This window comes from Intrasporangium sp., from assembly GCF_051961875.1.
In the GTDB taxonomy this organism is placed as follows: Bacteria; Actinomycetota; Actinomycetes; order Actinomycetales; family Dermatophilaceae; genus Intrasporangium_A.
The window spans coordinates 1-11365 of the sequence record NZ_JBQCCV010000104.1 but is presented as its reverse complement, the minus strand read 5'-3'; the positions used below and the strand labels follow the sequence as shown (position 1 = coordinate 11365).

14 protein-coding genes and 1 pseudogene are annotated in these 11365 nt (G+C 70.5%); 6 read left to right on the top strand and 9 right to left on the bottom strand.

What is annotated here, in order from left to right; genetic code table 11:
- Positions 1 to 952, top strand: a 952-nt coding sequence (locus ACTHJJ_RS05985) for a hypothetical protein (RefSeq protein ID WP_440302023.1), incomplete at its 5' end; no start/stop codon positions are given.
- A gap of 7 nt (positions 953 to 959) precedes the next feature.
- Here ACTHJJ_RS05985 and ACTHJJ_RS05980 read toward each other — a convergent pair.
- Both ACTHJJ_RS05980 and ACTHJJ_RS05975 read right to left on the bottom strand, forming a co-directional pair.
- Positions 960 to 1850 (bottom strand): MBL fold metallo-hydrolase, encoded by an 891-nt coding sequence (locus ACTHJJ_RS05980; protein ID WP_440302022.1) that lies wholly within the window; start codon positions 1848 to 1850, stop codon positions 960 to 962.
- A 79-nt stretch (positions 1851 to 1929) separates the two neighbouring features.
- Complete coding sequence (locus ACTHJJ_RS05975; protein ID WP_440302021.1) at positions 1930 to 2469, bottom strand: hypothetical protein; 540 nt, start codon at positions 2467 to 2469, stop codon at positions 1930 to 1932.
- 120 nt (positions 2470 to 2589) lie between these two features.
- Between ACTHJJ_RS05975 and ACTHJJ_RS05970 the strand changes: the two genes are divergently transcribed.
- The 3 genes from ACTHJJ_RS05970 (at position 2590) to ACTHJJ_RS05960 (ending at position 5768) form a co-directional block, all read left to right on the top strand.
- Positions 2590 to 3009 carry an HIT family protein gene (locus ACTHJJ_RS05970; RefSeq protein WP_440302020.1) on the top strand — a complete coding sequence of 140 codons (420 nt, stop codon included), beginning with the start codon at positions 2590 to 2592 and terminating at the stop codon, positions 3007 to 3009.
- Positions 3010 to 3294: 285 nt separating this feature from the next.
- A complete protein-coding gene (gene groL / locus ACTHJJ_RS05965; RefSeq protein ID WP_440302019.1) occupies positions 3295 to 4926 on the top strand; it encodes a chaperonin GroEL in 1632 nt (543 codons plus the stop codon).
- 311 nt (positions 4927 to 5237) lie between these two features.
- Positions 5238 to 5768 (top strand): DinB family protein, encoded by a 531-nt coding sequence (locus tag ACTHJJ_RS05960; protein WP_440302018.1) that lies wholly within the window; start codon positions 5238 to 5240, stop codon positions 5766 to 5768.
- An 8-nt stretch (positions 5769 to 5776) separates the two neighbouring features.
- On the opposite strand, the gene ACTHJJ_RS05955 is transcribed toward ACTHJJ_RS05960, so the two are convergent.
- From ACTHJJ_RS05955 to ACTHJJ_RS05930, 6 genes are all read right to left on the bottom strand, one after another.
- A complete protein-coding gene (locus ACTHJJ_RS05955; RefSeq protein WP_440302017.1) occupies positions 5777 to 5974 on the bottom strand; it encodes a hypothetical protein in 198 nt (65 codons plus the stop codon).
- Positions 5971 to 6372: a PRC-barrel domain-containing protein gene (locus ACTHJJ_RS05950; RefSeq protein ID WP_440302016.1), complete on the bottom strand. Its 402-nt coding sequence runs from the start codon at positions 6370 to 6372 to the stop codon at positions 5971 to 5973. Before ACTHJJ_RS05950 ends, ACTHJJ_RS05955 begins: the two co-directional genes overlap by 4 nt.
- The gene (locus ACTHJJ_RS05945) at positions 6369 to 6779 is read right to left on the bottom strand and encodes a hypothetical protein (RefSeq protein WP_440302015.1); all 411 of its coding nucleotides are present in this window, start codon (positions 6777 to 6779) and stop codon (positions 6369 to 6371) included. The genes ACTHJJ_RS05950 and ACTHJJ_RS05945 overlap by 4 nt, the downstream gene beginning before the upstream one ends.
- Positions 6779 to 8008 carry an NRAMP family divalent metal transporter gene (locus ACTHJJ_RS05940; RefSeq protein ID WP_440302014.1) on the bottom strand — a complete coding sequence of 410 codons (1230 nt, stop codon included), beginning with the start codon at positions 8006 to 8008 and terminating at the stop codon, positions 6779 to 6781. The genes ACTHJJ_RS05945 and ACTHJJ_RS05940 overlap by 1 nt, the downstream gene beginning before the upstream one ends.
- Positions 8005 to 8451: a hypothetical protein gene (locus ACTHJJ_RS05935; RefSeq protein ID WP_440302013.1), complete on the bottom strand. Its 447-nt coding sequence runs from the start codon at positions 8449 to 8451 to the stop codon at positions 8005 to 8007. Before ACTHJJ_RS05935 ends, ACTHJJ_RS05940 begins: the two co-directional genes overlap by 4 nt.
- Positions 8452 to 8676: 225 nt before the next feature.
- Positions 8677 to 8967 carry a WXG100 family type VII secretion target gene (locus ACTHJJ_RS05930; RefSeq protein WP_440302012.1) on the bottom strand — a complete coding sequence of 97 codons (291 nt, stop codon included), beginning with the start codon at positions 8965 to 8967 and terminating at the stop codon, positions 8677 to 8679.
- 123 nt (positions 8968 to 9090) lie between these two features.
- Here ACTHJJ_RS05930 and ACTHJJ_RS05925 point away from each other — a divergent pair, with 123 nt between their 5' ends.
- Positions 9091 to 9864 (top strand): DUF4031 domain-containing protein, encoded by a 774-nt coding sequence (locus ACTHJJ_RS05925; protein WP_440302011.1) that lies wholly within the window; start codon positions 9091 to 9093, stop codon positions 9862 to 9864.
- A gap of 12 nt (positions 9865 to 9876) precedes the next feature.
- Here the strand turns inward: ACTHJJ_RS05925 and ACTHJJ_RS05920 are convergent, their stop codons facing one another.
- Positions 9877 to 10656, bottom strand: a complete 780-nt coding sequence (locus tag ACTHJJ_RS05920) for an IclR family transcriptional regulator (RefSeq protein ID WP_440302010.1) — start codon at positions 10654 to 10656, stop codon at positions 9877 to 9879.
- A 140-nt stretch (positions 10657 to 10796) separates the two neighbouring features.
- On the opposite strand from ACTHJJ_RS05920, the pseudogene ACTHJJ_RS05915 reads away from it, so the two are divergent.
- Positions 10797 to 11365, top strand: a pseudogene (locus ACTHJJ_RS05915) (NAD-dependent malic enzyme); the annotation flags it as partial.

The window sequence follows — 11365 nt, the reverse complement described above, 5'->3', positions numbered from 1 at the left end:
GGGGGGGGCGGGGGACCGGCCCCCTCTCCCCCCCATTAATTTTACCCCCCGCGCGGCGCGGCGCCTCGACCCGGAGAGCCACGAGACGCGGCGAGGTCCGGTCTGGCGGTGGGTCTTCACCCCGGCCCCGCTCGCTCGGGTCGCACGGCTGCGCGCAGCCGTCTACCTCATCGTCCTGCTCGATGTCCTCTTCTTCGTCACCGACCCGATCGACCACGGTGACGTGCCGGCCGCGCTGTACCGGCCGCTGCCGGTGCGCGACCTGCTGCACCTGCCGGCGCCGTCAGCGACCTACGTCCGCGTCCTGTTCGTCGTGATCATCGTCAGCGCCGTCGTCGCCGCCGCGGGACGGCTGCCCCGCCTCGCGGGGTGGACCTGCGCGGTCGGCATGCTCGACTGGCTGAGCAACGGCATGTCGTACGGCAAGGTCGACCACGACCACTTCGCGCTGGTGGTCGCCCTCTTCGTGCTGCCGAGTGTCGGCACGGCCCAGTGGTCCGAGTCGGTGCGGTCGGAGGCAGCGACGTGGGCGCTGCGGTTGGTGCAGGTCGCGGCGGTGTCGACGTACTTCCTGTCCGCGATCGCGAAGATCCGCGAGGGCGGCTGGCTCTGGGGCAGCTCGGCGACCCTGGTGTGGGCACTGACGCGGCGCGGTGCGCAGCCGGCCCAGTGGCTCTCGACGCAGCCGCTGCTGACCCATGTCATGCAGTGGACCGTCTTCGCCCTCGAGCTGCTGTCGCCGCTCATGCTGTGGCTGCGGGGGCGGTTGCTCTATGCCTTCGTCGGCTTCTGGATCTGCTTCCACGCGAGCACCTACCTGCTCCTCACGATCCACTTCCTGCCGACCGCGATCTGCCTGCTCGCCTTCCTGCCGCTCGAGCGGCTGCAGGCTCCGGCCCGCTGGCGGCGGGGCGCTGCGGGGACCGCCGAGAATCCGGCCGTGGCGCGGTAGTTGGTGCTCAGCGGGCGGGCTCGGCCTCGGGGTCGAGCTGCGCCCAGACACACGCCGCAGCGGCGGCGAGGTGCTCGAGTGGGTAGGGGAGCCGGCCGTCCGGCTCGCGCTGGGCGTCGGCCAGTGGCATACCGGCCAGGCGGCGCTCGCGGAGCACCTCGCCCACGCTGCGCAGCTCGTCGCGCTGCCCGCGGACGAACGCCTCGTCGACGGGTCGTCCGTGGCCGGGGACCACAACGGTCGCGGGGCCGATCCAGCCCAGATGCGAGGTCAGGGTCTCGGACCACTCGAGCGGCCAGGAGTCTGAGCCGAGCGACGGGTGAGCCGACTCCTCGATCAGGTCGCCGAGGAAGACGGTGTCGGCGTCGGGCACCTCGATGGCGATGTCGCCGTCGGTGTGGCCGCGGCCACGGTGAGCCAGTGTCACCACCCGGTCGCCGAGGTCGATCGTGGCGCTCGTCGCGAAGGTCCGGTCGGGCCCCCGCAGGCGGGTGGCGAGCACGTCGGCGACGTCCGCGGCCGTGTAGCCGAGCTCCGGCCCGTCGCCCGGGTCGGCGGCGAACAGGCCCTTGATCCGCTCGGCATCGGACTCGAGGTCCCGGGCGACGTGGTCGTGGGCGTGGATCGTCGCGCCGGCGAAGGCGATGTTGCCGAAGGTGTGGTCGAAGTGGACGTGGGTGTTGACGACGTGACCGATCCGCAGGTGCGGGAACTGCTCCCGAACCGCCGTCACGACCTCGCCTCCCTCGACGCCGCTCGCCCTGGTGTCGATGACGACGGCGCCGTCGCGCCCGAGCACCAGACCCACGCCGACGTCCCACTGCGGGAAGCGGGCGTGGAAGACGCGGTCGGCTACCTCGACGAAGCCGTGACGGGGCCCAGACGGGGCTGTCGACATGCCACAACGCTAGCGACCCGATAGCGTGAGGCGCCATGCGCGCGCAGATCCGAGCCCGGCAGCTCGCGGAGCGACGCCGTCAACGGCGCCGCCGCATGCTCGTGGCGACTCCTGCCGTGCTCGGCGCGGTGCTGCTCGTCACCCTCCTGACCGGCTGGATCGTGGCCGGCCGCTCGGGGCCGAACGCCCTGTCCGCGCCGCCTCCGCCGACCGGTTCCGCGCCGGACTGGTCGGACCGGACGGCGGCCACCTCCACGACGATGAGCGGCCCGAGCGCCGAGACACCGGCTCCGTCGGCCGCCGCGTCTGCCGGCCCGACGACGTCTCCCACATCGCCCGCCTCACCGAGTGCCGGTGCGCCAGGGCCGGCCGGCCGTCCGTACTCCTCCGCTGCTCCCTCCGCGCCGACGCAGGTGTCCAGAGCGGCCTCGCCGCGGCCGACGCGCCCCGAGCCGGCGGACCCCTCCATGTCGCCGGATCCGACCGAACGGATGACGCCGACGGGGACACCCCGGCCCACGTCGCCCAGCAGCCCGGCTACCACGAGTGCGCCCGCGCCGTCGTCGCCCTCTCCCTCGCCGACCTCGAGCACCCCGGCCGCCCCGAGTTCCTCCGCCACGTCGTCACCGACCCCAGGGCGCACGTGCCGAGTCGTCGTCGTGTGGGTCTGCCTCTGACCGCGACGGTGATGCGGCCGATGGGCTGACTGCACGTCAGCGTGGTGCGGCAGCGTGGGAAGGTGGCCCTTGTGGACTGCGCCTTCTGCTCCATCGCCGCCGGTGAGGTCTCCGCCGACCTCGTGCTCGACGAGCCCGACTACGTCGGGTTCCTCGACCAGCGGCCCGTCTTCAAGGGCCACACCCTCGTCGTCCCACGGCGGCACGTCCCGACCCTGCTCGACCTGCCGGCCGACCTGCACGCCGGCCTCGTCGAGGCGGCGCAGCGGGTCGCCGGCGCCGTGGTGCGCGGCCTCGGCGCCCAGGGCAGCTTCGTCGCCGTCAACAACGTCGTGAGCCAGTCGGTGCCGCACCTGCACGTCCACGTCGTGCCGCGCACGCGGGGTGACGGGCTGCGCGGCTTCTTCTGGCCGCGCACGAAGTACGCAGACGCCGAAGAGGCCGCGACGTATGCCGCTCGCCTCCGCGCCGCCATCGCCTGACCTTTCGACCACCTGACCTCGCGCCCATGCTGCCTCCGGTGGCCGGGCCTCCCGCTCGCCGGGCCTCCGGCCCACCCGGCCCGCGGGGAGCGGCATACATGTGTTTGCACTCTCGAGGGGAGAGTGCCAATAATGGCATTAGCACTCTGAGTGCAGGAGTGACAGAACCGGGCCGTGTGCCGAGGGGTTGGTGCTTGCAGCGACGTGAGCTGTGAGGGCCCGCCCCGTCCGTCGCGGGCGACACGCGGACCACCCACCTTTCGATTCGCGTGGAGGAACCACCGAATGGCCAAGACCATCGCTTTTGATGAAGAGGCGCGCCGCGGCCTCGAGCGGGGCATGAACACCCTCGCCGACGCCGTCAAGGTGACGCTCGGCCCCAAGGGCCGCAACGTCGTCCTGGAGAAGAAGTGGGGTGCCCCCACGATCACCAACGACGGTGTCTCCATCGCCAAGGAGATCGAGCTCGACGACCCGTACGAGAAGATCGGCGCCGAGCTCGTCAAGGAAGTTGCCAAGAAGACCGACGACGTGGCCGGTGACGGCACGACGACGGCCACCGTCCTCGCCCAGGCCATGGTCAAGGAAGGCCTGCGCAACGTCGCCGCCGGCGCGAACCCGATGGCGCTCAAGCGCGGCATCGAGAAGGCCGTCGACGCCGTGACGACCGCGCTGCTCGACTCCGCCAAGGAGATCGAGACCAAGGAACAGATCGCCTCGACCGCGAGCATCTCCGCGGCGGACGAGGAGATCGGCCAGCTCATCGCCGAGGCGATGGACAAGGTCGGCAAGGAAGGCGTCATCACCGTCGAGGACTCCAACACCATGGGCCTCGAGCTGGAGATGACCGAGGGCATGCGCTTCGACAAGGGCTACATCTCGGCCTACTTCGTCACCGACACCGAGCGCATGGAGACGGTCCTCGACGACGCCTACGTCCTCGTCGCCAACTCCAAGATCGGCAACATCAAGGACCTGCTGCCCCTCCTCGAGAAGGTCATGCAGTCCGGCAAGCCGCTGCTCATCATCGCCGAGGACATCGAGGGCGAGGCCCTCGCGACGCTCGTCGTCAACAAGATCCGCGGCATCTTCAAGTCCGTCGCCGTCAAGGCGCCGGGCTTCGGTGACCGCCGCAAGGCCATGCTCGGCGACATCGCCATCCTCACCGGTGGCCAGGTCATCTCCGAGGAGGTCGGCCTCAAGCTCGAGAACGCGACCCTCGACCTGCTCGGCAAGGCCCGCAAGGTCGTCGTGACCAAGGACGAGACGACCATCGTCGAGGACGCACAGGACCGTTCCGCGATCGAGGGCCGGATCAACCAGATCAAGGCCGAGATCGAGAACTCCGACTCGGACTACGACCGCGAGAAGCTCCAGGAGCGCCTCGCCAAGCTCGCCGGCGGCGTCGCCGTCATCAAGGCGGGCGCGGCCACCGAGGTCGAGCTCAAGGAGCGCAAGCACCGCATCGAGGACGCCGTTCGCAACGCGAAGGCTGCCGTCGAGGAGGGCATCGTCGCCGGTGGTGGCGTCGCCCTCATCCAGGCCGCCAAGGTCCTCGACAAGGTCGAGCTCGACGGTGACGAGGCGACCGGCGCCAACATCGTCCGCGTCGCCATGGAGGCCCCGCTCAAGCAGATCGCGATCAACGCCGGTCTCGAGGGCGGCGTCGTGGCGGAGAAGGTCCGCGGCCTCGAGGCCGGCCAGGGCCTCAACGCGGCCACCGGTCAGTACGGCGACCTGCTGGCCGCCGGCATCATCGACCCGGTCAAGGTGACCCGCTCGGCGCTGCAGAACGCCGCGTCGATCGCCGCGCTGTTCCTCACGACCGAGGCCGTCATCGCCGACAAGCCGGAGAAGGCCGCTCCGGCCATGCCCGGAGGCGACGACATGGGCGGCATGGGCGGCATGGGCTTCTGACGAAGATGCAGTGAAGGGTGGGGGCCGAGCTTGCGAGGCACCCGCCCGGAACGGAGTCGAGGAAGAAGCCCCGACAGATGGGCTTCTGAGCCCTGCTGCATCGGCTCCCGCAGTTCGCGACGGGCGGTCCCCTTCGGGGGGCCGCCCGTTTCGCATCCCGGAAGGTATGCCGCCCAGCCGGCTCTGTAGGCACGTCGCCTTCACACGCCTGCGCTGCCTCAAGGCGACGCATCTGCGTCAATGCGACGCAGGTGTCGGGCAAGGCGGCGCATCTGGGTCAATCCGACGCATGTGGCTGGCAGAGTGCTGGCATGACCCACTCGATGCGCCACCGCCCGCCCTTCGTCGCCGACGAGCGGACCCAGCTCGTCGGCTGGCTCGACCTGCAGCGTGAGATCGTGCGGTGGAAGTGCGAGGGCCTCACCGACGAGGAAGCGCACCGGTCGGTCATCCCGACCTCACCGCTCATGACGATGGCGGGCATCGTGTCGCACCTGAGGTGGGTCGAGGACACCTGGTTCGAGGTCGCCTTCCTGGGGGCGGACCCGGTCGGGCGGCCCCAGTTCGAGGAGGGCGAGAACGGCGAGGAGCTCGACCTCGACTGGCAGGTCGACGAGGTGCCCCTGGCCCAGGTGCTCGCGGACTACGAGCAGGCCTGCGCCCGCTCCAACGAGATCATCGCGGCGCACTCCTTGGACGACGTGGGCCAACAGACCGCCTGGCCCTCCGGCCAGTCCACGCTCCGCTGGATGCTGCACCACATGCTCGAGGAGACCGCTCGGCATGCCGGTCACCTCGACCTCGTCCGGGAGCTCATCGACGCCGGGAAGGGCTACTACTGACCGCGGTTTCAGCGCCCCTCGCGGGCACCCGGGGGGAACGAGCGCGGGCCGGCCTCGCGGGCCTGCTGTTCCTCGCGGTCGAGGTCCTCCCTGCTGAGCCGCCGAACGTTCCGGTGGTGCCTGAGCAGGAGCCAGCCGAACACGAGGAGGATCGCCGCGAACTCGACCCACGCGATGAGGATGTCGATGCCGCCGGTCTGGGTCACGATCCCTCCCTCCCGGCGCCCGTCTCGGAGCGGAGCGGATCCACCTCGAGCAGCGACCGCAGCTCGCCCGCTCGCTTACGGAGGCGATACTCGTCCTCGCCGTGCTCCACGACGTCCGACCAGTCCACGACGACAGACCGGCCGGCCAGCCAGCGGAAGATCCAGGTCATTGGCCACGGCCCCGCCATCCGACCGTGTCCGTAGCCGAGACGCGTCCCCACGGCCGCCGGACCGACGATGAGGCCCGTGATGACGTAGGCCGGCTTGCCTGCGTCAGGCGTCCCGTGCGTCCCAGGGGTGATCCGGATGTCATGTACCCGGCCCACGAGCCGGTCGTCCGCGTCGTAGACACGAGTGCCGATGATGTCGACGCCACGCGTCCGGCGCACCTCGCTCATCGTTCGTCCCCCGCATTGCTCCGGCTGCCCGGGATCCGGCGGATGACCTTCTCACGGGTCCACTCGGGTAGGCCGCCGGCCTCGAGCTCGTCGCGTCCGACCGAGAGCGTGATCGCCTTCCGATCGATCCGGTCGATGAGTCGCATGGGGATCCGCCTGGCACTGGAGCCGGCCTCGACGCGCAGCCGCTTCGCGGTGGTGTACCAGAGCAGGCCGAGCGCGCCGCCGAGGCGGGGACCGAACGCGAGGGGTCCGGTCAGGATCGCGGTGAGGACCGGGGGGCCCTCCTCGGTGTCGGTGAACTCCAGGTCGTCGACCTTTCCGACCGGATCACCGTTGCAGTCGAAGAGCTGTCGGTCGAGCAGCAGCTCGTTGACGTCGACGATCGCACCCATCGCGTGCCTCATCACGCACCTCCTCTGGTCCAGAACAGCAGGGGCAGGGTCACGACCGACACGACGAGCATGATCGCGAGGAAGAGGGTGCCGAGGGTATTGCTGAGCCGACCGTTGACGTGCTCGCCCATGTAGTCCCGGTCGTTGGCGACGACGAGCACGGGGAAGAAGGTCAACGGCACGGCCATCGCGCCGAGCACGACGGCCGTGATGGTGATCTCGACCGGGTCGATCGTCGTGAGGACGAGCGCGGTCGACAGCACGAGCGCCACCATCCAGGCGAGATGGAAGCGAGGAGCGCGGGACGGGGCGAGCCACTTGCCCCAGCGCCAGCCGAAGTACTGCGCGAGCGAGTAGCTGATCGACAGGGTCGCCTCTGCAGCGGCGGCGAAGGTCGCGGCGAAGAAGCCGACGAGGGCGAACGCCAGCCCGACCTTTCCCAGTGAGAGAACGACGGGCAGGGCGACCTCGTCGAGGGTCGAGACCTGGATGCCGTGCGGCATGAGGGCGACGGCGGAGCAGAAGAGGATGGCGATCGTCAGCAGGCCGCCGAGGGGAAAGCCCATGAACGCGTTGAGGCGCATCTCGAGCAGGCTCTTGGGCTTCCAGCCCTCTTCGATGCCGCCGGCTGAGAAGAAGACGATCTCGTACGGCACGACGCACGCCCCGATGAGGGAGATGGCATAGAAGAAGTAGGTGTTGGCGTACTCACCCTGCGGGATCCGCGGCTGCACGATGTCCCTGCCGATCGCCGCCCAGTCCGTCGGCAGCAGGAAGAGGGCGACCGCGAAGACGAGCAGGGTGAGGCCGGTCAGCCCGAGGACCTGCTCGATCCGGTGGAAGGGCACCTTCCAGATCACGCCCCAGAGCGCGAGCGCGACGAGGGGGACCCAGAGCAGGTAGTTCACGTCGCTGGCGATCTGGAGGGCGAGGGCCACACCGCCGATCTCCGCCGCGATCGTGATGAAGTTGATGATGAGGTTGGCGACGAGGTTGAGGAACCCGAAGCGGACCCCGAGCCGCTCTCGGACGAGGTGGAACACCGGTCGCTGCGAGACAGCCGTGACCCGGCCTGCCATCTCGCCGTAGATCACCATCCCGGCCGTCCCGAGGACGACCGCCCAGACGAGCGAGGTCGAGAAGCGGGCTCCGGTCACGCCGCTGGTCACGAGGTTCCCGATGTCGACGAACCCGCCGATGGCGGTCATCACGCCGAGGGTGAGCCCGAGGAGGCGCTTCACGACAGCCGTGCCTGGAGCGACTGGAGCTGAGCGGCGCTCGTCATGAGGTCATGCACCGCTTGCCGGACCCCGGTGTTCTCACCGCTGCGCAGCGCGATGCGCAAGTCACTGATCGTGCTGCAGGTCTGTTGGATCACCGGGTCGGCCCGTTTCCTCAGGGCGGCCGACTGTGCGTCGGGGGGCTGTCGGCTGTCGTAGGTGGTGCTGATGGACCCACAGCTGTCCTCCATCTGGGTGACGAGGCTGTCCACGAAAGGCCGGGTCGCCTTGCCGTCGAGCCAGGCCGACGCGGCGAGCCGGGCGCTGTTGGCCACCCCCGCCAGGGCGTTGGCCGTGTCCTTGGTCTTGGTCAGGTAGTCCTGCGATCCGAGGGCCGGGGTGGCACACCCGGCCATCAATGCCAGGAGCCCGAGCAGCACCACCCATCGCCCACACCTGCGCATCGATTCCCCTCGTCCTCGGGGCCTCGCGTCCGGACGCTCCCGGACGTGATTTCCGTTCAGTTCCCGGTGCTCTGGGGTGCAAACAGGAGTGAAGTCCGAGGGACGGCTCGCGGGGAGGATGCGAGCCGCCCCTCGGGGCCCGGTCGTCACGGGGGGCTGCGGGGACGGCCGGGGGTCGGGGGTGGCGGCCGCCGTGGCGGGTGACCCGGACGGCGGTGGCGGAGGTCAGCGGGCGAACAGAGCCCGCGTCGCGTCCTCGTGCTGCAGGTAGGCGGCCGACGCCTTGGACGTGAGGTTGCTGATGTCGCTCAACGTCTCGTTCACCCGGGCCTGCAGGCCCTGGTAGTCGTGCATCACCCGCACGAACTCGGTCTTGGCCGGTCCCTCCCACGCGCCGTCGAGGGAGCCGAGCCGCCCGCGCAGCTCGGTGACGGAGGACTGGATGGTGTCGGCGAGCCGGCGGATGTCCGCGGCCGCCGCGGCGATGCGCTCGGTGTCGATGACGGATCGGGACATGGTGACGATTCCTGACCTCGGGCCGGTTCACCCGGCGGCAACTGGTTGTTTCACTCTATTTGCCTCAGCTTGCTTGGCGTTGGCGTCGTCCACAGCGCCGGCGCCCGGGCTAGGCTGGCGCGCATGACCGTGTGGATCGACCAGCCGATCTGGCCCGCGCACGGCCGACACTTCGCACACCTGGTCAGCGACGCGTCATACCTCGAGCTGCACGAGGTCGCCCGGCGGGCCGGGCTGCCGGCCCGGGCCTTCGACGGCGACCACTACGACGTGCCCGACGAGCGGTGGCACGAGGTCGTCGCGGCGGGCGCGACCCCGACGAACGGGCTCGACCTGGCTCGCCGGCTCAACGCCTCGGGCCTCCGGCTGCGCAAGCGCAAGCGCGACCGGGGGGTGGCCCGCCACCTCGACGTGGACTTCCCCAACGGCCCGAGCCATGTCGACCTCGTCCTGTCGGGCGTGCCGGTGGACCCGGACCGGGTGGCGGCCTCGATGCTCTTCGTCCGCGACGCAGCCGGTTCCTTCGCCGCGGTCTACAGCGTGCGCCGGGACCAGTGGGGCTCGCCGGGCGGCTGGCGCGAGCCGGGGGAGGGCCCGCTGGAGAACGCGATCCGCGAGACCTGGGAGGAGACCGGCCTGCTGGTCGACCCCGACACCGTCGTCCCGTGCGGCTACGAACGGTTCACGCCGCTGACCGCGGACAACATCATCACTCCGGAAGCGCCATACCTGCAGGTCTACCGGACGACCCTCAGCGCGACCACGCCCGCCCTCACGGACGGCGACAGCGGCATACGGGAGACGCGCTGGATGACCCCACGGGAGTATGCCGCTCACTGCGGCCGGCTCTTCTGGTGGCCGCTCGCGGTGGCGGTGTTCCCGGACCTGGACGGGTGAGGCCGGGGCGTGTCAGGCCAGGTCGCGCGCGAGCGCCTCGCCCGCCGCGGTGAGGAGCGGGACGGCGCGCGCCACGAGCTCCTCGCTCATCCGGGTGGCCGGACCGGAGACCGACATCGCGAGCCGGGTCGGCACGTCGGGGACGGCGACGGCGACGCAGCGCACCCCCATCTCCTGCTCACCGTCGTCCATCGCGTAGCCGTGCTCCTGCGCCCAGACGAGGGCCTTGGCGAAGTCGTCGGGATCGGTGATCGTGTTGTCGGTGTGCCGCGGCATCCCGGTGCGCTGCAGGATCTCCCGGACCTGCTCGGCCGGCATCTCGGCCATGATCGCCTTGCCGACGGCGGTGCAGTGGGGCAGGACGCGCCGACCGACCTCGGTGAACATCCGCATGGACCGGTGCGACTGGGCCTGGGCGATGTAGACGATCTGGTCGCCGTCGAGCATCGCGAGGTTGGCCGACTCCCCGAGCTCGTCGACGAGGCGCTCGAGGTGGGGGCGGGCCCAGATGGACAGCGTCTTGGACGAGCTCTCGCCGAGCCGGATCAGCCTGGGGCCCAGGACGTACTGGCGGTTCGGTTCCTGGCGCAGGTAGCCGAGGTCGACGAGGGTGCGCACGAGCCGGTGGATCGTGGGGAGCGGCAGCCCGGACACCGCGGCGAGGTTGGACAGGCCCATGACGCCGCCGTGGTCGGCCATGGTCTCGAGCAGCCCGAAGGCGCGCTCGATCGACTGCACGCCGCCCGCGCGCTTCTCGGGGGCGCGCTTGCGGGGGGACTCGGCGGGGGGCATGGCACTCCTTCACGTTTCCGTATGCCGAAACTCTACTACCGCCCCATTGAGAAGCGCGATCACCGTCGGCCTTGAAGTTTCCGCGAGACAGACAATAGTATCCGCAATACGAAATCACGCAGAGGTGAGGTGAACGAGGTATGGGTGCTCCCAGCCCGGGTTACGCGGTCACGGTCAGGGTCGAGGCGCCGTCCTCCGCCGGTGCGACGGGTGGGCTCGTCGAGGCGGTCCACCGGGCCAAGGGGTCGCTGACCGCCCTCGACATCGTCGAGTCGACGCACAACCGCCTCGTCGTCGACGTCACGTATGACGCGTCCGACGCCGACCACGCGGAGCGGATCACCGAGTCCCTCGGCGCCCTGCCGGACGTCACCGTGCGCAAGGTCAGCGACCGCACCTTCCTGATGCACCTCGGCGGCAAGCTCGAGGTCGTCCCGAAGGTGCCGCTCAAGCACCGCGACGACCTCTCCCGTGCCTACACGCCCGGGGTGGCGCGCATCTGCCTGGCGATCGCGGAGAACCCGGCCGATGCCCGCCGGCTCACGATCAAGCGCAACACCGTGGCCGTCGTCACCGACGGCTCGGCGGTCCTCGGCCTCGGCAACATCGGCCCGGCGGCGGCGCTGCCGGTCATGGAGGGCAAGGCGGCCCTGTTCAAGCAGTTCGCCGGGGTCGACGCCTGGCCGGTGTGCCTCGACACGCAGGACAC